Annotated in this window: 19 protein-coding genes and 1 pseudogene; 3 read left to right on the top strand and 17 right to left on the bottom strand. The window is 66.9% G+C overall.

Annotated features, from left to right (window positions below; all coding sequences use genetic code 11):
* Positions 1-76: 76 nt before the first annotated feature.
* Positions 77-1132 carry a permease gene (locus AC0J42_RS11525; protein ID WP_473006225.1) on the top strand — a complete coding sequence of 352 codons (1056 nt, stop codon included), beginning with the start codon at positions 77-79 and terminating at the stop codon, positions 1130-1132.
* A gap of 27 nt (positions 1133-1159) precedes the next feature.
* On the opposite strand, the gene mnmH is transcribed toward AC0J42_RS11525, so the two are convergent.
* The 8 genes from mnmH to AC0J42_RS11485 form a co-directional block, all read right to left on the bottom strand.
* Positions 1160-2266 carry a tRNA 2-selenouridine(34) synthase MnmH gene (mnmH, locus tag AC0J42_RS11520; protein ID WP_473006224.1) on the bottom strand — a complete coding sequence of 369 codons (1107 nt, stop codon included), beginning with the start codon at positions 2264-2266 and terminating at the stop codon, positions 1160-1162.
* On the bottom strand, positions 2259-3296 hold the full coding sequence (selD, locus tag AC0J42_RS11515; protein WP_473006223.1) for a selenide, water dikinase SelD: 1038 nt from the start codon (positions 3294-3296) through the stop codon (positions 2259-2261). Before selD ends, mnmH begins: the two co-directional genes overlap by 8 nt.
* 248 nt (positions 3297-3544) lie before the next feature.
* Positions 3545-4327, bottom strand: coding sequence for a 2-oxo-tetronate isomerase (gene otnI, locus AC0J42_RS11510; RefSeq protein ID WP_473006222.1), 783 nt, complete (start codon positions 4325-4327; stop codon positions 3545-3547).
* A gap of 23 nt (positions 4328-4350) precedes the next feature.
* Positions 4351-5808, bottom strand: coding sequence for a GntT/GntP/DsdX family permease (locus tag AC0J42_RS11505; RefSeq protein ID WP_473006221.1), 1458 nt, complete (start codon positions 5806-5808; stop codon positions 4351-4353).
* Between the two features lie 106 nt (positions 5809-5914).
* Positions 5915-6553, bottom strand: coding sequence for a 3-oxo-tetronate 4-phosphate decarboxylase (gene otnC, locus AC0J42_RS11500; RefSeq protein WP_473006220.1), 639 nt, complete (start codon positions 6551-6553; stop codon positions 5915-5917).
* Complete coding sequence (otnK, locus tag AC0J42_RS11495; protein WP_473006219.1) at positions 6550-7842, bottom strand: 3-oxo-tetronate kinase; 1293 nt, start codon at positions 7840-7842, stop codon at positions 6550-6552. Before otnK ends, otnC begins: the two co-directional genes overlap by 4 nt.
* A gap of 9 nt (positions 7843-7851) precedes the next feature.
* On the bottom strand, positions 7852-8757 hold the full coding sequence (gene ltnD, locus AC0J42_RS11490) for an L-threonate dehydrogenase (protein WP_473006218.1): 906 nt from the start codon (positions 8755-8757) through the stop codon (positions 7852-7854).
* A 175-nt stretch (positions 8758-8932) separates the two neighbouring features.
* The gene (locus AC0J42_RS11485; RefSeq protein ID WP_473006217.1) at positions 8933-9733 is read right to left on the bottom strand and encodes a DeoR/GlpR family DNA-binding transcription regulator; all 801 of its coding nucleotides are present in this window, start codon (positions 9731-9733) and stop codon (positions 8933-8935) included.
* Positions 9734-9881: 148 nt separating this feature from the next.
* On the opposite strand from AC0J42_RS11485, the gene AC0J42_RS11480 reads away from it, so the two are divergent.
* Positions 9882-10355 carry a nuclear transport factor 2 family protein gene (locus AC0J42_RS11480; protein ID WP_473006216.1) on the top strand — a complete coding sequence of 158 codons (474 nt, stop codon included), beginning with the start codon at positions 9882-9884 and terminating at the stop codon, positions 10353-10355.
* 110 nt (positions 10356-10465) lie between these two features.
* Here AC0J42_RS11480 and AC0J42_RS11475 read toward each other — a convergent pair.
* The 9 genes and pseudogenes from AC0J42_RS11475 to AC0J42_RS11435 form a co-directional block, all read right to left on the bottom strand.
* A pseudogene (locus tag AC0J42_RS11475) lies at positions 10466-11135 on the bottom strand (molybdopterin dinucleotide binding domain-containing protein); the annotation flags it as partial.
* A gap of 47 nt (positions 11136-11182) precedes the next feature.
* Positions 11183-11770 carry a PqiC family protein gene (locus AC0J42_RS11470; protein ID WP_416423673.1) on the bottom strand — a complete coding sequence of 196 codons (588 nt, stop codon included), beginning with the start codon at positions 11768-11770 and terminating at the stop codon, positions 11183-11185.
* Between the two features lie 5 nt (positions 11771-11775).
* Positions 11776-13443 (bottom strand): PqiB family protein, encoded by a 1668-nt coding sequence (locus AC0J42_RS11465; protein WP_416423672.1) that lies wholly within the window; start codon positions 13441-13443, stop codon positions 11776-11778.
* A complete protein-coding gene (locus AC0J42_RS11460; protein WP_416423671.1) occupies positions 13436-14050 on the bottom strand; it encodes a paraquat-inducible protein A in 615 nt (204 codons plus the stop codon). The genes AC0J42_RS11465 and AC0J42_RS11460 overlap by 8 nt, the downstream gene beginning before the upstream one ends.
* Complete coding sequence (locus AC0J42_RS11455; RefSeq protein WP_416423670.1) at positions 14047-14655, bottom strand: paraquat-inducible protein A; 609 nt, start codon at positions 14653-14655, stop codon at positions 14047-14049. The genes AC0J42_RS11460 and AC0J42_RS11455 overlap by 4 nt, the downstream gene beginning before the upstream one ends.
* Before the next feature lie 160 nt (positions 14656-14815).
* Entirely contained in the window at positions 14816-15781 is a 966-nt protein-coding gene (gene araH, locus AC0J42_RS11450) for an L-arabinose ABC transporter permease AraH (RefSeq protein ID WP_416423669.1), read from the bottom strand.
* A 21-nt stretch (positions 15782-15802) separates the two neighbouring features.
* Entirely contained in the window at positions 15803-17332 is a 1530-nt protein-coding gene (araG, locus tag AC0J42_RS11445; RefSeq protein WP_473006215.1) for an L-arabinose ABC transporter ATP-binding protein AraG, read from the bottom strand.
* Positions 17333-17454: 122 nt separating this feature from the next.
* Entirely contained in the window at positions 17455-18459 is a 1005-nt protein-coding gene (locus AC0J42_RS11440) for a substrate-binding domain-containing protein (protein WP_416423667.1), read from the bottom strand.
* Positions 18460-18577: 118 nt separating this feature from the next.
* Positions 18578-19456, bottom strand: coding sequence for an SMP-30/gluconolactonase/LRE family protein (locus AC0J42_RS11435; protein ID WP_473006214.1), 879 nt, complete (start codon positions 19454-19456; stop codon positions 18578-18580).
* Positions 19457-19656: 200 nt separating this feature from the next.
* Here AC0J42_RS11435 and AC0J42_RS11430 point away from each other — a divergent pair, with 200 nt between their 5' ends.
* The gene (locus tag AC0J42_RS11430) at positions 19657-20805 is read left to right on the top strand and encodes an aldose epimerase family protein (protein WP_473006213.1); all 1149 of its coding nucleotides are present in this window, start codon (positions 19657-19659) and stop codon (positions 20803-20805) included.
* The last annotated feature ends 17 nt before the right edge of the window (positions 20806-20822 follow it).

The raw sequence follows: 20822 nt of genomic DNA, 5'->3' as shown, positions 1-20822 counted from the left end.
GCTGGCAAGCCAGCTCCCACAAGACAATGTGCGGCTACAATTATTCGTTACCTTCCCCCTCGCCGGTACCGCCGCCATGAGCACGCTCACCTCCCCCGCCCATACGCGTTCGTCCCTGTTCTGGCTCAAGCCGCTGCTGTTCGTGCTGGTGGCGGTGGTTGGCCTGTACTACGTGAAGTGGTCGCCCTATTACCTGAAGTCGTTCGTGGCGGCCAGCAACCACAGCATCGGCGCCTCGATCATCGACGACCACGCCCAGGACCCCATGGCCGCCGCGCTGGCCTACGCCCAGGTGTACTTCCTGGCCATCTGGAAGGCCGCGGTGCTGGGGGTGCTGCTGGGCTCGCTGGTGCAGGTGCTGATACCGCGCGACTGGCTGTTGCGGGTGTTCGGCCGCGCCGGCCTGGGCTCGACGGTGCGCGGCGGGCTGTTCGCGTTGCCGGGCATGATGTGCAGCTGCTGCGCCGCGCCGGTGGTGGCCGGCCTGCGCCGCCAGCGGGTGTCGGTGGGCGCGGCGCTGGCGTTCTGGATGGCCAACCCGGTGCTCAACCCGGCCACGCTGATCTTCATGGGCTTCGTGCTGGGCTGGGGTTTCACTGTGCTGCGCCTGGTGGCCGGGGTAATCCTGGTGGTCGGCGTGTCCCTGTACGCCCAGCGCATCGCCGCGCCGGAAGTGCTGCCTGAGCCTGCGGTGGAGGCGGTGGCCGATGCGTCCAGCGCCCCCCAGGGCAACCTGTTCAACCGCTGGATGCGCTCGCTGTGGCAGCTGTTCTGGACCACCATCCCGATCTACGTGCTGGCCGTGCTGCTGCTGGGCGCTGCGCGGGTGTGGCTGTTCCCCCACGTGGACGGCGCCATGGGCAACAGCCTGGTGTGGCTGGTGCCGCTGGCGGTGGTGGGCACGCTGTTCGTGATTCCCACGGCGGCGGAAATCCCCATCGTGCAAACCCTGATGACCCTGGGCCTGGGCACCGCGCCGGCGGTGGCGCTGCTGATGACCCTGCCCAGCGTGAGCCTGCCGTCGATGCTGATGCTGCGCAAATCCTTCGATGCCAAGGTGCTGGTGACGGTGGCGGTACTGACCATGGTGGTGGGCGTGATCACCGGCTTGATCGGGGCTGCGGTCCTGTAAGTTAGCGGACGCGGCCTGCGGCAGCTGCTACGGGGTTTGGCGGCGGCGGTGGTGGAGGTAGGCCTCCACTTCGTCGGCGCTGCCCATGAACTCGATGCGCGCGCCCTTGGCCTGGCGCTGGTAGGCGTACATGGGGTCGTAGTATTCGTCCAGCAGCACGCGGATCCACGCCCGGTGCAGCTCCACCGCGCCGCTGCGGTACTGCTCGTCCAGTGCCGCGTCCATGGCACTGGCCAGGCGCTGGAAGCGCTCGCCGCCCAGACGCTTGACGTTGCTGGCCAGGCTTTGCTGCATGCGCTGGGCGAACAGCGCAAAGCCCTGGTCGGCGCCGTGCAGGCCGACGAACTCGGCGCACAGGTCCACCACGTAATCCTTGAGAATGCGCTGCACGCGCTGCTCGACGCTGTCCAGCAGCCACACCAGCGGCGCGCCCTGCATGCGCCGGTACAGCGCCAGCGGCACCGCCCGGCTGCCGATGGCGCGGCCTTCGTCTTCCAGCACGAACTGCTGCACGCCGCGCTCGCGCTGCTTGAGGATATCCACCGCCAGCTGGTTTTCGAAGTTGATCTGCACCGGCTGCGGCGTGGCGTGCTTGCCGAAGCTGGAACCCCGGTGATGGGCGTGGCCCTCCAGGTCCAGGGCGTTGTCCAGGCGCTGCAGCACCTCGGTCTTGCCGGTGCCGGTCATGCCGCCCAGCAGCACGAAATCACACTGCTGCGCCGCCTCTTCGGTGACGCTCAGCAGGCAGTGGCGCAGCGCCTTGTAGCCGCCCACCACCCGCGGGTACTGCACGCCCGCCTCGTCCCGCAGCCACTGCTGGCTGATTTGTGAGCGCAGGCCGCCGCGATAGCAGTACAGGTAGCCATCAGGGTGCCGTTCGGTGAACGCCCGCCAGGCGTCGATGCGCGCCTGCTTGAGCGCCCCCTGCACCAGGCGGTGGCCCAGTTCGATGGCGGCCTGCTGGCCGTGCTGCTTGAAGCAGGTGCCCACCTGCTCGCGCTCGAGGTCGTCCATCAGCGGCAGGTTGCAGGCGTGGGCGAAGGCGCCGTGGTGGAACTCCACTGGCGCGCGCACGTCGATCAGCGGGGTGTCGGCGAGGAACAGCGCGCGATAGTCCCGGCAGTCGTCACGCATCCAGTTCCACCGCGTGGGCCTGTTGGGCCTCGAAGTGGCCGATGGGCGCCAGGGCCATGCCCAGCTCCGCCGCCAGCGCCAGGAACGCTTGCTGGGCGTGGGGTTCGACGGCCACCAACAGGCCGCCGCTGGTCTGCGGGTCGCACAGCAGCAGCTTGTGCATGGCGGTCAGGCGCCCAATGCGCTCGCCGTAGCTGTCGAAATTGCGCAGGGTGCCGCCGGGCACGCAGCCCTTCTCCAGGTAGTATTCGATGTTGGCCAGCACCGGCACCTGGCTAACCTGCAGGCGGGCGGTCAGGCCGCTGCCGTCGGCCATCTCCACCAGGTGGCCAAGCAGGCCGAAGCCGGTGACGTCGGTCATGGCGGTGACGCCTGGCAACCGGGCGAAGCGGCTGCCGGCGTTGTTCAGGGTGCACATCAGGTCGCGCGCCACGCCGACGTCGGCCTGGCGCAGCAGGCCTTTCTTTTCCGCCGTGGTCAGCACGCCGATGCCCAGGGGTTTGGTCAGGTACAACTGGCTGCCCAGGGTGGCGGTGTCGTTGCGCTGCATGAAGCGCTTTTCCACCAGGCCGGTCACTGCCAGGCCGAAGATTGGCTCCGGGGCATCGATGGAATGCCCGCCTGCCAGGGGAATGCCGGCGGCATCACAGACCGCGCGCCCCCCGCGGATCACCTCGCGCGCCACCTCGGCGGGCAGCACGTTCACCGGCCAGCCGAGGATGGCGATGGCCATCAGCGGGTCGCCGCCCATGGCGTAGATGTCGCTGATGGCGTTGGTGGCGGCGATGCGGCCGAAGTCGAAGGGGTCGTCGACAATCGGCATGAAGAAATCGGTGGTGGACACCACCCCGCGCTCGCCATCGATGCCGTACACCGCCGCGTCGTCACGCGAGGCGTTGCCCACCCACAGGTTGGGGTCCAGGTGTTGCGCGCCGCTGCCGGCGAGGATCACCTCCAGCACCTTGGGCGAGATCTTGCAGCCGCAACCGGCGCCGTGGCTGTACTGGGTGAGGCGGATGGGTTCACTCATGTCCGAAAGCCCTGGCAGGTCAATCCATTGAGTCTAACAGAGCCTCCGAACGGTGCTGGACCCACCGGTTTGGTCATTATTTCATCACATCGACTCCACCCCCGGTTTTGCTGGGGTTGGGCGTTTTATCCACAGAGATACTCACGATTTCCGGGGACAACTTTTCTGTGGGGGCTGGATGGTTGAACAGTGATCGCGCGCGGCATCAGCCGCACCGCGTGAAGCCGGACGCGGCCTGGCGGCCGCTGCTACGGGGCGCGCCAGTCGCGCAGCCAGGCCAGGCCGGCGCTGGTGTCGCCCTTGGGGCGGTACTCGCAGCCGATCCAGCCGTCGTAGCCCAGGTCGTCGATGAGCTGGAACAGGTACGGGTAGTTCAGCTCGCCCAGGTCCGGCTCGTGGCGGTCCGGCACGCCGGCGATCTGGATGTGGCCGATGCCGGCCATGTCGCGGCGCAGTTTCACCGCCAGGTCGCCTTCGACGATCTGGCAGTGGTAGCAGTCGAACTGCACCTTGAGGTTGGCGGCGCCCACTTCGCGGCAGATGGCCTGGGCCTGGTCCTGACGGTTGAGGAAGAAGCCAGGCATGTCGCGGGTGTTGATCGGCTCCAGCAGCACAGTGACGCCGACCTTGACGGCCTGGGCGGTGGCGTAGGCCAGGTTTTCCAGGTACACCGCGTGGTGGCGGGCGCGCTCGGCTTCGGACGGCAGCAGCCCGGCCATCACGTGCACGCGGTTGTTGCCCAGCACCGCGGCGTATTCCAGGGCCTGATCAAAGCCTGCGCGGAATTCGGCCTCGCGGCCCGGCAGGCTCGAAGTGCCACGCTCGCCCTTGGCCCAGTCGCCGGGCGGGGCGTTGAACAGCGCCTGCACCAGGCCGTTGTCGTCCAGGCGCTGCTTGAGTTGGGCGGCGCTGTAGTCGTAGGGGAACAGGTATTCCACGGCGTCGAAACCGTCGGCCCGGGCCGCGGCGAAGCGGTCGAGGAAGTCGTGTTGCGGGTACAGCATGCTGAGGTTGGCAGCGAAACGAGGCATGTTAACTCCGGTGTTCGACAAATTCAGACAAAGGGCCACAGCAACAGGGTCATCAGGAAGCCCAGGGTGCCGAGCAGGGTCACCAGCAGGGTCCAGGTGCGCAGGCCGTCACCCACGTTCAAGCCGGCCAGCTTGGTGAACATCCAGTAGCCGGCGTCGTTGATGTGCGACATGGCCAGGCCGCCACCGCCCATGGCCAGGCACAGCAGGGCCATGTGGTTGGCGCTCAGGTTCAGGGTGGCGATCAGCGGGCTGAGGATACCGGCCGTGGTCACCAGCGCCACCGTGGTGGAGCCCTGCACCGCGCGCAGCAGCAGGGTCAGGATAAAGCCCAGGGCCAGCACCGGCAGGCCGGTGTTGCGCAAGGCTTCGGAGACTACCGCACCGATGCCGGTGTCCACCAGCACCTTGCCGAACACCCCGCCGGCACCGGCGATCAGGATCACCATGGCCACGCCCGGCAGCGCCGAGCCGATCACGTCAGACACCTGGTTGCGGCTCCAGCCGCGGCGCGAACCCAGCAGCCAGGCGCACAGCAGGGTATCGAGCAACAGCGCCACCAGCGGCGCGCCGAGCACGGTCATGACGCTGCGCAGCGCCGATTCGGCCGGCAGCAAGGTGGTGGCCAGGGTGCCCAGCAGAATCAGCAGGATGGGCAACAGGATCAACGCAATGACCACGCCAAAGCCGGGGGGCGGCGCCACCGGCAGGCGGGCTTTCAGGCTGCTGGCGCTTTCCTCCAGGCCCAGGGTCTTGGCGTGGGCGGCTTCGCTGGTGTGGGTGTAGTCACCCTTGGCCCAGGCCACCAGGTCCTGGTTAGTGACATGGGGGCCGTACACTTCGGTACGGATGTCGTCGGTCATCGGGTAGACGCGGCGGGTCATGCGCCCGGCGATGACGTAGCCCACCAGGCACAGCACGCCGACGATCGGCAGGCCGAACATCAGCACCCGGCCCAGGTCGGCGCCCAGTTGCCCGGCAGCGGCCACGGCGCCCGGGTGTGGCGGCAGGAACGCGTGCACCGACAGCAGCGCCGCACACATCGGCAAGGCGAAGATCAGCAGCGGCTTGCGCGCCGCCCGGGCCACGCCATAGGCCAGCGGCATGAGAATGATCACGCCGACTTCGAAGAACACCGGGATGCCGACCATGAACCCGGCCACGGTCAGCGCCAGCGGCGTGCGCCGGTTGCCGAAGCGGGCGATCAGGGTCTTGGCCAGCGCCTCGGCGCCGCCGGACAGCTCGATGATGCGGCCGATCATGGCGCCCAGGGCGATGATGATGGCGATGTGGCCCAGGGTCTTGCCCATGCCGCCTTCAATGGTGGCGACCAGGTCCTGGGCCTTCACGCCGGCCACCAGGGCGACGACGATGCTCACCAGCATCAGCGCCACGAAGGGCTGGAACTTGTACTTGAGCACCAGCACCAGCAGCACGGCAATGCCGGCGCCGGCAGTGAGCATCAGCATCAGCGGGCTCATGCCGGGCACCCCGCACGGCGGGCGTGTGGGCGGGACATGCAAACAGATTGAGTCATTCTCGTATCACCTGTTGTTATTGTTGTGGGCCATCAAGCCAGCGCGCTGCTTACCACTGCGCACCAAAGGCCGCGCGCAGGGCTTCCAGGGCCTCGGCGCCGAGGGCGTCGGGGCGCGGTTGGGTCATCAGCCACAGGCGGGCGGTCTCTTCCAGCTCTTCCAGGGCGTAGGCGGCCTTGGCCACCGAGCTTTCCCAGACCACCGGGCCCAGGCGCTCGAGCATCACCCCGCGCACGCTGTTGGCCAGCAGCGCCACCTGGTCGGCCACCAATGGCGAGCCGGGGCGCTCGTAGTTGATCAGTGGAATCGGCCCGACCTTCATCACCTGATACGGCGTGATCGGCGGCAGGATGCAGTCCTGCTGCCAGACGCCGGCCAGGGTCAGGGCCACCAGGTGGGTGGAGTGGGTGTGCACCACGCCGCCCACGCCGGGGTTACGGTCGTACACCTGGCGGTGCAGGGCCAGGGTCTTGGACGGCTTGTCGCCGGACACCCACTCCCCTGCCAGGTTGACCTTGGCGATGTTGGCCGGGTCCAGGCGGCCCAGGCAGGCGTCGGTAGGGGTGATCAGCCAGCCGTCGTCCAGGCGTGCGCTGATGTTGCCGGCGCTGCCCACGGTGTAGCCGCGGCCGAACAGCAGGCGGCCGATGTCACAGATCTCTTCACGCAGCGCGTTTTCCTGGCTCATGCCGACACTCCCGCCAATTGGTTGAGGGCCTTGCTGAAGAAGTCGCGGCCACCGAAGTTGCCGGACTTGAGCGCCAGCGCCAGGGGTTGCGCCTGGGTGCTGACGGTGGCGGGCACGCCGGGGTCGATCTGCGCGCCGATCTGCAGCAGGCGCACGCCCAGGGCTTGCACCACGGCGCCGGAGGTTTCACCACCGGCCACCACGAAGCGGCGCACGCCGGCGGCCTGCAGCCCCTTGGCGATTTCACCCAGGGCCTGTTCGACCAAGGCACCGGCGCGCTCCACGCCCAGTTCGGCCTGCACGGCCTTGACCTCGTCCGGGGAGCTGGTGGCGTAGATCAGCACGGTCTGGCCGGCGTCACGGGCAAAGGCCAGGGCCTGCTCGACCACCGGTTTGCCCGCGGCCAGGGCCAGCGGGTCGATGCGCAGCGCCGGGCGCCCGGCCTCCAGCCAGGCCGCGACCTGGCCGTTGGTGGCCTGGGAGGCGCTACCGGCCAGCACCACTTCGCCGCCGTCGACCGCAGGCAGTTGCGCGGCGTCCACCGCGCGCAGCTTGCCGGCGCGGCGGAAGTTTTCCGGCAGGCCCAGGGCCAGGCCCGAGCCGCCGGTCAGCAGCGGCAGGTCGGCGCAGGCAGCGCCGAGGGTATACAGGTCAGCGTCCGACACCGCGTCGGCGATGGCCATGCCAATGCCGTCGGCGCGCAGCTGGGCAATGCGCTCACGCACTTTGTCCACGCCCTGGGCCACGGTGTCGTAGCGCAGCAGGCCGACCTTCTGGTCGGTCTGGGCTTGTAGCACGCGTACCAGGTTGGCATCGCACATGGGCGTCAGCGGGTGGTGCTGCATGCCGGACTCGTTCAGCAACTGGTCCTGCACGAACAGGTGGCCACGGAAGATGGTGCGGCCGTTTTCCGGGAAGGCCGGGCACGCCAGGGTGAAATCGCTACCCAGCTTCGCCAGCAGGGCCTGGCTGACCTGGCCGATGTTGCCGGCGGCGGTGGAGTCGAAGGTGGAGCAGTATTTGAAGAAGATCTGCTCGCAGCCGCGGGCGTGCAACCATTCAAGGGCAGCCAGGGACTCGTCCACGGCCTCGGCCACAGGGGTGGTGCGCGACTTCAGGGCGATGACGATGGCGTCGGCGTCCAGGCCCGCGGCCAGCGACTCGTCAGGGATGCCGATGCTCTGCACGGTGCGCATGCCGCCGCGCACCAGCATGTTGGCCAGGTCCGTGGCGCCGGTGAAGTCATCGGCGATGCAGCCCAGCAGCGGGCGGTGTGGGGAAAGGGTCATGGCGCTTGCTCACTCCTGCTCGGGCTTGGCCACGGGCAGCTCGATGCCCGGGAAGATCTTGATCACGGCGGAGTCGTCCTCGCGGCCGAAACCGGCGCTGCTGGCCTGCATGAACATCTGGTGGGCGGTGGCCGACAGCGGCAGCGGGAATTTGCTGGCGCGGGCGGTATCGAGCACCAGGCCCAGGTCCTTGACGAAAATGTCCACCGCCGACAGCGGCGTGTAGTCAGCCTTGAGGATGTGTGGCACGCGGTTCTCGAACATCCACGAGTTGCCGGCGCTGTTGGTGATCACCTCGTACAGGGCATCGGCGTCCACCCCTTCGCGCAGGCCCAGGGCCATGGCTTCGGCGCTGGCAGCGATGTGCACGCCGGCCAGCAGCTGGTTGATGATTTTCACCTTGGAGCCCAGGCCGTGGACGTCGCCCAGGCGGTAGACCTTACCGGCCATGCCGGCCAGCACGGCTTCGGCGGCCGCGTAGGCGTCGGCGGGGCCGGAGGTCATCATGGTCATCTGCCCGGCCGCGGCCTTGGCGGCGCCGCCGGAAATCGGCGCATCGAGGTACAGCAGGTTTTGCGCGGCCAGGCGTGCGCCCAGCTCGACGGCGAAGGTCGGCGCCACGGTGGCGCAGCCGATCACCAGGCTGCCAGGGCGCAGCGCGGCGATGGCGCCGTTGTCACCGAAGAGTACGGTTTCGGTCTGCTCGGCGTTGACCACCACGGTGATGATCACCTCGCAGGCAGCGGCCATGACGGCGGGAGTGGCGCAGGCCACGCCGCCCTCGCTGGCAAATTGTTCGGTGACGGCCGCGCGCACGTCGCAGGCGTGCACGTTGAAGCCGGCACGCAGCAGCGAGCGGGCGATCCCCAGGCCCATGGCGCCCAGGCCGATGACACCGACGTTCTTGTTGTTCATGGCAGTACTCCTCGGGTGAATCCAGCAGGTGCTTGATCATGGACCCATGATCGGATCTTGTGAAGTGATATCGTTATTTAACATTTTTTAACATCGAAAAAGCAACAGGCACGTAAACGCACCCCGTGGCTGCTGGCCAAAGGCGTGTTAAAAAACGTTAAAAATTGGAAAAGTGTCAGGCCAGCAGCAGGTCCACACCCAGCTTGCGCAGGCTCTCCACCGCCGCCGGCGCCAGGGCGGTGTCGCTGATCAGCGTGTCGAACTGTTGCAGGGCGGCGATCCGGTACTTGCCGAAGGTGCCGTATTTCGAGCTGCTGGCTACCAGCACCGAGCGCGAGGCGGACTGCATGGCCGCCTGCTTGACCTCGACCTTGAGCGGCGACGGCGTGGTGATGCCGCGCTGCAGGTCCCAGGCGCTGGTGGAGATGAAGGCGATGTCGGTGACGATCTGCCGCAAGGTGGCGGCGGCCAGCCCGCCCACGCAGGAGCGGTTGGGGTGGTCAAGCAGGCCGCCGGTGTGGATCACGTCCACGTGGGCGGCGTCTTCCAGGGCGTGGACGATGCCGAAGTCGTTGGTGATCACGGTCATGCCGCTGCGGGCGATGATGTGCGGCACGATCTCCAGGGTGCTGGTGCCGGCGTCCAGGTACAGGGTCATGTCGTCCTTCAGCAGGCCGGCCGCCAGCCGCGCCATGCCCTGCTTCTGCGGCAGTTCCACCACGGCCTTGGAATCGTGGCTGGGCTCCATGTGCACCTGGCTGGCGATGCGCACCCCTCCCGTCACCGAATAGGCATGGCCCTCCTGCTCCAGCAGGGCGATGTCGCGGCGCACGGTCATGTGCGAGCACTCGAACATCTCCATCAGCTGATGCACGCTGAGCACCTGGTGCCGCCGCAGCTGGCGCAGCATCTGTTCGCGGCGCTGCTCGGGGATCATCGGCGCGCCGTTGCTGGGCGTGGGGGACTCGGTGGGCATCGCGACTCCGTGAGCGAGGGTGGTGAGGGGCCAGGGGATGATACTGCCCGGGGCTGTGCCGGTCGAATTTTTGCGCGCGCCACCCGGTGGTTGAAGCTTTGCACAATTGTGGCGATGCTGTACCTCCCCCTTTGCCGAGGACACCCCGATGAGTGAAGCGCCCCGCCCGCCCCTGCCCCCTTTCACCCTGGAAACCGCCACGCAAAAGGTCCGCGGCGCCGAGGACGGCTGGAACTCCCGCGACCCGGCCAAGGTGGCCCTGGCCTATACCGAGGACACCTACTGGCGCAACCGCAGCGAGTTCATCCACGGCCGCGCCCAGGCCCAGGCGTTCCTGGCACGCAAGTGGAACAAGGAGCTGGACTATCGCCTGATCAAGGAGCTGTGGGCGTTCGCCGACAACCGCATCGCCGTGCGTTATGCCTACGAGTGGCACGACGACTCGGGCAACTGGTTCCGTTCCTACGGCAACGAGAACTGGGAGTTCGCCGAGAATGGCCTGATGCAACGGCGCTTTGCCTGCATCAACGACCTTCCGATCACCGAGGCCGAGCGCAAATACCGCTGGCCGCTGGGGCGCCGCCCGGATGATCATCCAGGCCTGAGCGACCTGGGCCTCTGACGGCAGCTCCCACGCCCCCCCGTAGCAGCGGCCGCAGGCCGCGTCCCCAGGCACCGCGCACTATACCGCCCAGGACGCCGCCTGCGGCAGCTGCTACAAGACAGTTGCGGTTACGGGGGGCCGCTGAATTCGGAGCGCATCACCCGCACCGGCACCGACTTGTACGACGGCGTGCCGCTGTCCTTGTCGATGTAGTCCAGCGGCACCAGCGAATTGGCCTCGGGGTAATAGGCCCCCACCGAACCTGGGGCAATCTTGTATTCGATGGCGGTGATTTTCTCGTAGCGCATCCGCCGCCCCTCGGTCACCGTCTCGATGTCCACCAGGTCGCCGTGGGCCAGCCCGCGCGAGTCGAGGTCGGCCTGGCTCATGAACAGCACGTCACGCCGCCCGAACACGCCGCGGTAGCGGTCGTCCAGGGCGTAGATGGTGGTGCAAGGTGATCAAGCGCAGCACGTCCTCGCCCTCCACCACCATGTCCTCGTGCAGGCCGGGGATGGTCTGCTCGATCAGGTCGCGGATCTTGTCGTAGTCCGCGGCAAGCGCTTTCCACGCCACCTTGCTGTCGGGCAGCGTGGCGCTGGCCATGCCGGCAACGATGGCCGGCTCCGACAGCAGGAACGCCGACGCCGGCGCCAGCTTGCCCGCCGAGGCATGGACCATGGACATGGAGTCTTCCACGGTGATGGCCTGGGCCAGACCGTCCTGCACATCCAGCTCAGTGCGGCCCAGGCAGGGGAACAGGAAGGTCCTGCGGCAGCTGCTACGCAACTCCGTAGCAGCGGCCGCAGGCCGCGTCCGTGCGCGCCGCGTATTATGCGCCGTGGTCAGCCTGGGCAGGCCCAGCTGTTGGCCGCCCTGGCGATCTGCCCGGCCAGTTGGCCGATGGCTTTCTGGTGCGCCAGCACCAGGTCATCCATGCCCACGCCGCTGGCCTCGCGGATCACGCTGGCGCAGGTCAGGGTGCGGCGCTTCTGGCCGTCGCTGCGCTGGCTGAGGCTCCACACCACGTCGATCAGCGCGTACTGGCCCGGCAGCGAATCGAAGCGGCGCACGTCGGTCTGCAGTGACACCACCGGCTTGTCGGCGGCCTTGGGCAGGCCCGCCAGGTCGCGGGTGCCCAGCTTCTGCTCCAGCTGCCCGGCCAGGGCGTCGTGGAACTCGTCGGCCAGGGGCGCGCCCCAGCGTTCGGTTTCGAGGATGGCCAGGGCGCCGGTGCTCTGGCGCACCACCATCTGCGGCTGGTCGACCTGCACCGGCATGCGCACGCTGAGCATCTCGAACTGGAACGCCGGCGCCGGGACGCTGGCGGGGCTGGCCGGCGCGGTGGCCACCAGGGTGTAGTAGTGGGTTGGCGCCGAGCTGCAGGCCGCCAGGCCCAGGGTGGCCAGCAGGGCCAGGGAACGGAGGGTCATGGCGGTCATTCCTGTGCAGGTTCACGAGAGGTCGACGAAGTGGGCTGGTAAGCGTCCGGCTTGCCATCCTTGAGGCGGCCACGGATCAGCGCTTCGGGGTGGCGGCCGAGGAAGTCGGTGAGCACGCGCACCGAACGCGCGGTGCGCTGCACCTCGTCCAGGGCCTGGCCCAGTTGCTGACGCTGCGGCGAATCTTCGGCGAAGCTGTCGTTGGCGGTGGCCAGGGTCTTGCGTGTCTGCACCAGGGTGTCACGCATCTCCGGCAGCACCTGGCCGTTGACGTTCTCCAGGGTCTTGTTGAGCTGGCCGAGGCTGCCGTTGAGGTTGTCGGCGATCTGGTCGATCGGGATCTTGCTCAGCTTGTCGACGAAGCTCTGCAATTGCTCCTGCAACTTGTCCAGGCTGCCCGGCACGGTGGGGATCACCATGGGCCGCGCGCTCATGTCGAAGGGCACCGGGCGGGCGTTGGGCACGAAGTTCATCGACACGTACAGCTGGCCGGTCAGCAGGTTGGCGCTGCGCGCCTGGGCGCGCAGGCCGCGCTTGACGAACTGGCTCATCAGCAGTGCGCCCTTGGCATCGTCCTCGCCACCCATCTGCGCCAGCAGCTTGTCGTGGGCCTTGCCCAGGCGGTTGGGGTAGATCACCGCGCCAATCACCGTGGGGAAGGTCTCGGTCTTGGCGTCGTAGTCCAGGTCCACCGACACCACCTTGCCGACGTTGACGCCCAGGAACTCCACCGGCGCGTTCACGGCCAGGCCGCGCAGGGACTGGTCGAAGCGCATCTGCACGTAGCGCGCCTCGCCATCGGGTGGCGCCAGCGCGGTTTCCTGGTCGTCGAACAGGGTGAACTGCTGGCCTTCGTCGGCCTGGGCCTTGTCGGCGCTGTAGTTGGGCTCCACGAAGGCAATGCCGCCGGAGAGGATGGAGGCCACCGACTGGGTGTTCACCTTCAAGCCGTTGGCGCCCAGGCTGACGTCCACGCCGCTGGCGTTCCAGAAGCGGCTGTCCTTGCGCACGTACTGGTCATTGGGGGCATTGATGAAGACGTCGACGTCGACGCCCTTGCCGTCGTCGGCCAGGTGGTAGGACACCACCTGCCCCACCTGGATACGGCGGTAGTAGACGGCCGAGCCGATGTCCAGCGAGCCCAGGTCACCGGTGTGCAGGGTGAAGCGCTTGCCCTTCTGGCCGTAGGTGATGGCCGGCGGGTTCTCCAGGCCGACGAAGTTCTTCTCGGTGTCGTCGGAGTTGCCCGGGTCGGCGCCGATGAAGGCCCCGGACAGCAGCGTGTCGACGCCCGATACGCCGCCGGCGCCGATGCGCGGGCGCACCACCCAGAAGCGGGCGTCACGGGCGGTGAAGGCCTTGGCCGACTGGTCCAGCTCGACCGTGGCGTCGATGTGGCTGCGGTCTTCGCTGAGGGTGATGGCGGTGACCTTGCCGATCACCACGTTCTTGTACTTGACCTGGGTCTTGTTGGCTTCCAGGCCTTCGGCGGTGAGGAAGCTGATCTGGATCTGCGGGCCGGCCGACATGGCCTTGTGCACCACCATCGACAGGCCGATCAGGGCGGCCACGATCGGCACCAGCCAGACCAGCGAGACGTTGAAACGTCGGCGCCGGATCTCGGGGCTCGAAGGCGTGAGGGTGGAACTTGGGTGATCAGACATCTTCAACCTCTGCATCCCAGATAAGCCGGGGATCAAAACTCATGGCCGCCAACATCGTCAGCACCACGACCAAACCAAAGAACAGGATACCCAGGCGCGGCTCGATGCTGCTCAGGGAATGGAATTGCACCAGGGCCGCCACCAGGGCCACCACCAGCACGTCAAGCATGGACCAGTAGCCGATGATCTCGATCAGCCGGTAGAGCTTCGAGCGCTCGCGCATGGCCCACTGGCTGCGGCGCTGGCAGGTGATGAGCAAAGTGCCCAGCACCACGAATTTCATGCACGGCACGGCGATGCTGGCGATGAAGATCAGCAGGGCGATGTCCCAGGAGCCGCCGGCCCAGAACTCCATGACGCCGCTCATGATGGTGTTTTCGCTGCCGCTGCCGAACATGTCGGTGTACATCACCGGCAGCAGGTTGGCCGGTATGTAGAAGACCAGGCTGGCGATCAGGAACGCCCAGGTGCGTGCCAGGCTTTCGGGCTTGCGCCGGTGCACCACCGAGTCGCAGCGCGGGCAGTAGTGGCTGCCTTCGGCGCAGGCCAGGCCGCAGGTGTGGCACAGCACCAGCTTGAGTTCGTGGGCATAGGGCGGCTGGCTCATGGAATGACCCCTTCCAGGTCATGCCACAGGCGGCGGATGCTCTTGCCCGAAATCAGGATGATCAGCACCGTGAGCATGGCCAGCGCCCACAGGCCCAGGCCGGGGTGCACGTCGAGCATGCCGCCCAGCTTGACGATGGCGACCAGGATGCCCAGCAGGCACACCTCGAGCATGCTCCACGGGCGCAGGTGCTCCAGGGCGCGCATGCAGGCCTTGAAGCCGGGCGCGGCGACGCCGGCGCAGGCGAAGCTGAGCACCCAGCACAGCAGGATGATCTGCAGCATGGGCGCCAGGATGATGGTCAGCCCGGCCACTGCGGCGATGACGCTGATGCGCCCTTGGGCCAGGGCTTGCACCGACTGCCACAGGGTGGCTTCGTTGCTCAGGCCCTGGAGGCTGATGGAGATCACTGGGAAGGCGTTGGCGAAGCAGAAGACGATGGCCGCGCAGATGGACAACGCCAACAGCTGCTGGGCGCTCATCTGCCCGCCCCGGGCCAACACCGCGCCGCAACGGGTGCAGCAGGACTTTTCCCCGCGCACCAGGGGGGTGGGCTGGTAGACGGAGTCGCAATGCTCGCAAATGATCCAGTCGGGGTTGTTCATGAGGCTCGTTGACACGGGTGGGAGCGGCATTTTCCTTTGAATGGCAGCGCCGCGTCTAGTTCAGCGTAGGATACATATGTAATTGCATGATAGTGGGTGGGGGACGCGGCCTTCGGCCGCTGCTACGCCCGTAGCAGCGGCCAAAGGCCGCGTCTGAAGATTAGCGCTGCTTCAAGCGGTCGATAATCACCGCGATCAGCAGAATGGTCCCGCGGATCACGTACTGGTAGAAGGTGTCGATGTTCTTCAGGTTCATGGCGTTCTCAATGATCGCCAGGATCAGCACGCCGGCGATCACGTGGCGGATCATGCCGATGCCGCCGCTCAGCGACACCCCGCCCAGCACGCAGGCGGAAATCACCGTCAGCTCGAACCCCTGCCCGACCATGGGCTGCCCGGAGGTCATGCGCGAGGCCAGCACCACGCCGGCCAGGGCGCCCACCAGGCCGTGCACGGCGAAGATGATGATCTTGGTGCGGTCCACATGCACGCCGGCCAGGCGTGCGGCTTCCTGGTTGCCGCCAATGGCCATGGTGTTGCGGCCGTAGGTGGTGTAGTTGAGCAGCCAGCCGAAGAAGATGAAGCAGACGATGGTGATCAGGATGGGCACCGGCACGCCGAACACCTGGCCGTTGCCGAACACATAGAAGCCCTCGTTCATGACGCCCACGGCCTTGCCGTTGGAGAAAATGTAGGCCAGGCCGCGGACGATCTGCATGGTCGCCAGCGTCGCGATCAGCGCGTTGATGCGCAGCTTGGCAATCACGATGCCGTTGATCAGCCCGACGATCAGGCCCATGCCCAGGGCCGCGGACACGCCAAGGAACACGCTGTTGGTGTCACGCATCACCACGGCGGCGATCACCCCGGCGCAGGCGATGACCGAACCGACCGACAGGTCGAAATGCCCGGAGGCCAGGCAATAGAGCATGGTGCAGGCGGCGATGCCGGTGGTGGAGATCGCCAGGCCCAGGCCGCGCATGTTCATCGGCGACATGAAGTTGTCGATCAACAGGGTGCAGAGCAGGAAGATGCCCAGGGCCGCCAGTAGCATGGCCCACTCATCGAGAAACCGGCGCATGTTCAGTCCTTGCCGCGGCGCGTGCAGGGTGGTGGGAGTGGTCATAAGCACCTCGTTTATTATTGTTCAGCCACGGGTGCGTGGCAGTGCCAGTTGCAGCAGACGGGATTCGTCGGCCTGTTCACGGTTCACTTCGCCGGTCAGGGCGCCTTCGCTCATCACCAGGATGCGGTCGCTGATGCCCATCACTTCCATCAGGTCGCTGGACACCACGATCACCGCGATGCCCTGGGCCGCCAGGTTGTGGATGATCTGGTAGATCTCCGACTTGGCGCCGATGTCGATGCCGCGGGTGGGTTCGTCCAGCAGCAGCACTTTCATGGGCATCGACAGCCAGCGGCCGAGAATGGCCTTCTGCTGGTTGCCGCCGGACAGGAACATGATCTGCTGGCCAGGGCTGGGGGTTTTCACGTTCATGGCGCTGATCTGCTGGCGCGCGTTGTCGCGCTCCCAGCGGCCCTGCAGCAGGCAGCCCAGGTGGGCATGGCGGCTGCGCGCGCCGATGTTGATGTTCTCGGCGACGCTGGACAGCGGCACGATGCCCTCTTTCTTGCGGTCTTCGGGGCACAGCAGGATGCCGGCGTCGATGGCCTGGCGCGGGCTCTTCAGGTGCAGCGGGCGGCCTTCCAGCTCGATGTCGCCGGCGCTGTGGCGCGCCAGGCCCGACAGCAGCCGCAGCAGTTCGGTGCGCCCGGCGCCCACCAGGCCGAAGAAGCCCAGCACCTCGCCCTTGTGCAGGCTGAAGCTCACCGGTTCCTGCAGGCCGGGGCCCAGCAGGTCTTTTACCTGCAGGGCCACGCCGCCCTGCTCGCGGGTGCGGTAGTCGTAGATGTCCTGGATGTCGCGGCCGACCATGCAGGTCACCAGCTGGTCGTGGGTCAGCTGCGCCATGTCATCGAAGGTGCGAATGAAGCGGCCGTCCTTGAACACGGTGACGGCGTCGCAGATGCGGAAGATTTCTTCCATGCGGTGCGACACGTACAAAATCACCCGGCCCTCGTCGCGCAGCCGGGCGATGATGGTCATCAGCCGGTCGATCTCGCGGGCCGAGAGACTGCTGGTGGGTTCGTCGAAGGCGATAACGTGGGCGTTGCGCGACATGGCCTTGGCAATTTCCACCAGTTGCCGCTGGCCCAGGGACAGCTCGCCCAGGCGCGTGCCGGGGTCGATCTCGTCGGCCAGGCCCTTGAGCAGCTCGCGGGCGCGGCGCTGCATGGCGCCGCGGTTGACCAGGCCGAACCGCGCCGGCATGTGCCCCAGCAGCAGGTTTTCGGCCACGCTCATTTCCGGCACCAGGTGCAGCTCCTGGTGAATAACCGCCACGCCGTGGGCGATGCTGTCGGCGGCGGACTTGAACGCCATGGGCTGGTCGCCGATCAGCACCTGGCCAGCGCTGGGCTGGTAGGCGCCGCCGAGGATTTTCAACAGGGTGGACTTGCCCGCGCCGTTCTCGCCCATCAGCGCCAGCACCTGCCCGGGGTGGGCGGTGAAGCTGATGTCGGACAGCGCGCGCACGCCCGGGAAGTTCTTGCCGATGGCGTCGAAGCGCAGGCTGCCGGTGGCGGTGTGTGGTTGTGTTGCCGTGGATGCATGCATGAGAAGTCTCTTCACCTAGCGATGGCAAAACCCGTAGCAGCTGCCGCAGGCTGCGTCAGCGCTAGTCGCGGTTGTCGCGGTGCGCCGGGACGCGGCCTGTGGCCGCTGCTACGGGGTCGGCGTTACTTCCAGAGCCCGATCTTGGTCAGCACGTCCTGGAAGTTGGCGCGGGTGATCAGCGTCACGTCGTCCATGGCGGTGTACTTGGGCGGTTCCTTGCCGGTGGTGACCCACTCGAACACCTGCGACGCGGTGTTGTAGCCTTCCTTGTCGGGGCTGGGCAGCATCGAGCCGAAGAAGCCGCTTTTCGGTTTCTTCAGCTCGTCGATGGCGTCGGTGCCATTGATGCCGATGCCGATCACGTGGTCAGGCTCGAAGCCGTTCGAGGCCGTGGCCCGCACCCCACCCAGCACGGTGTTGTCGTTCATGCCGCCGATGATCAGGTTTTTCGCGTTCGCCGGCAGCTTGGGCAGCGCCGAGTTGACCGCGTCCATGCCACCGGGCACGTCCAGGGTCTTCTGCGGGGCGGTAAGGATGTGCTCGGCGGGCAGGCCGGCTTTTTTCAGCGCGTCGATGGAGCCGTCGGTGCGCTTCTTGCCGGTGTCCAGCTCGTTGTAGGTGTTGATGACGGCGTAGGTGTCTTTCCAGTCCCAGTTGCGCTTCTTGGCCTCGTCAGCCATGGCGGCGCCCTGCTTCTGGCCCACTTCGAAGGCGGCCATGCCCAGGTACGGCACGTCCTCCATGAATTTGCCGTTGGCGTCGACGAAGCGGTCATCCACGGCCATTACCTTGAGGTCGTTGGCCTTGGCCTTGGCGACGATGGCCGGGCCCAGGGACACATCCGGCGGGCAGATGACGAAGCCCTTGGCGCCGTTGGCGGCCAGGCTGTCGATAGCCGAGAGGGTTTTCTCGCCGTCGGGCACGGCGATCTTGATCAGTTCGAAGCCCTTGTCCTTGGCGGCTTTTTCGGCGAAGGCCCATTCGGTCTGGAACCAGGGCTCTTCAGCCTGCTTGACCAGGAAGCCGATCTTCACCGGGTCGGCGGCGAAGGCGGTGGAGCCCAGGCCGAGGATGGCGGTAGACACGGCGGCACAGCACAGGGAACGCATCCCATGGCGACTCAACATAGCTAACTCCTTGTTCTTATTTGATATAGCTACAGCGTCCAGCGGTTTGAGTGGCGCACCCGCAAAGGCGCGATTTACAGTCTTAGCATGTAATCCGGTGTCTCTATGTAACGTAGTGTCACCCGCCGAAACGCTGGCACGGCTGGCCGCGCACGCCCAGGTCGGCCCACAGCACGGCGCCGTCCAGGGGGTTGTGGCTGCCGCTCTGGCGCGAGCTGGTGACGTACAGCCGGGTCAGGTCCGGGCCGCCAAATACGCAGCTGGTGGGGTGTTCCACCGGCAATTCGACGACTCGGTCCAAACTGCCGTCGGGGGCGAAGCGCAGCAGGCAATGGCCGCCCCAGCGCGCGTTCCACACGTAGCCGTCGGCGTCCATGGCCGAGCCATCCGGGGCGCCGCGCGGGTGCTCGGCCGCCCATACCTGGCGCGGGCCGGGCAGGCCCTGGGCGTCCAGGGGGTAGCGGTAGATCACGCCGTCGAGGGTATCGGCGCTGTACAGCCAGGCGCCGTCGTCGCTCCACAGCAGGGTGTTGACGATGCCCTGCCCGGCCAGCAACGGCGCCACGCGCCCTTGGTGGTCGATACGGAACAGGCCGCCGCTGCGGCGCTCAAGCGGCAGGTCGCCGCCTTCGGCGTCGAGGTTGTTCTGCATGCTGCCCAGCCACAGGTTGCCCTGGGGGTCGCAGCGGGCCTCGTTGGCGCGGTTGCCGGCGACAGGGTCGGCCTGGCACCACAGGCGCAGGGCCGGGGCCTGTTCGGGGGAATCCAGGGCCAGGCGATGCACGCCGCTGGCCAGGGTCACCAGGGCGTCGCCGGCCTGGGTGGGAATGAACGCCGACACCGGCTCGTGCAACTGCCAGTGCCGCTGCTCGCCGCCCTGCAGGCGGCACGCTTTGAAGCCAGCGATGTCCACCCAGTACAAGGCCTGGGTGGCGACGTCCCAGCACGCGCCTTCGGCGAGCCGGTAACGCACGGGGGAAAGTGCCTGCCAATTCATGTCACGCCCTTCTGTTCTTATTGTTGACGCGCGGGCCTCACCGGGCCACGACACCACTAAATAGTATTACCATTTATTTTTCAAGTGCTGTTTTTTGGACTATATAAGCTTGCCACTGCAAAAATGAAGGTAAATAGTCTGACCAATAGACAGGAAATTTCCGCAAGCATCCGCCACAACAACAAAAAGGAAGGCTTACCATGCAACCACGTCTTACCCTCGCCAGCCTGGGACTCTCGATCATGATGGCCAGCATCACTGCCCACGCCGCGGGGCTCAGTGCCGAACGCGGCAGCTTCGGCACCCTGCCCGATGGCACCGCCATCGAAAAATACACCCTGAAGAACAGCCACGGCGTGCAAGCCACCATCATTACCTACGGTGGCATCCTGCAGTCGCTGCTGGTGCCCGACAAGCACGGCAAGGCCGCCGACGTGGTGCTGGGCTTCGATGACGTCAAGGGCTACCAGGCCAACCCCACGGTGTACTTCGGCGCCACCATCGGCCGCTACGGCAACCGCCTGGCCGACGGCAAGTTCAGCCTCGACGGCAAGCCCTACCAGATTCCCACCAACGACGGGCCCAACGCCCTGCACGGGGGCACCCAGGGCTTCGACAAGCACGTGTGGAAGGCTGAGCCGAGCAAGGCCAAGGACAGCGTTGGGGTGACCCTGAGCTACGTGTCGGCGGACGGCGAGATGGGCTTCCCCGGCACCCTGACCACCCACGTGACCTACAGCCTCAACGAGCGCAACGAGCTGCGCATCGAGTACCGCGCCACCACCGACAAGCCAACGGTGCTCAACCTGACCAACCACAGCTACTTCAACCTGGCGGGCGCCGGCAACGGCGACATCCTCAAGCAGGTGGCCACCGTGTTCGGTTCCCATTACACGCCGGTGACCGCCAAGCTGATCCCTACGGGCGAGCTGGCACCGGTGGCCGGCACGCCCATGGACTTCCTCAAGCCCACGGCGTTTGGCGCGCACATCAAGGATGATCACCCGCAGCTGAAGTTCGCCGAGCCCAAGCAAGGCGGCTTTGACTTCAACTGGGTGCTGGACACCCACGGCGACGTGAAACGCCTGGCCACCGAGGTGCACGACCCGGCGTCGGGCCGGGTGCTGCAGCTGTACACCACCGAGCCTGGGGTGCAGCTGTACACCGCCAACTTCCTCGATGGCAGCATTCATGGCAAGGGCGGCACGGTGTACCCGCACTGGGGCGCGTTCACCCTGGAGACCCAGCATTACCCGGATTCGCCGAACCAGCCGGCGTTCCCGAGCACGCGGCTGGACCCGGGCAAGGCCTACACCCAGACAACGGTGTTCAAGTTCAGCGCGAAGTAAGACAACCCCCGTAGCAG

Source organism: Pseudomonas sp. Tav-5-1A (assembly GCF_055755055.1).
Note: the sequence above shows the minus strand (reverse complement) of the source record. Positions and strands in the feature narration are given on the sequence as shown.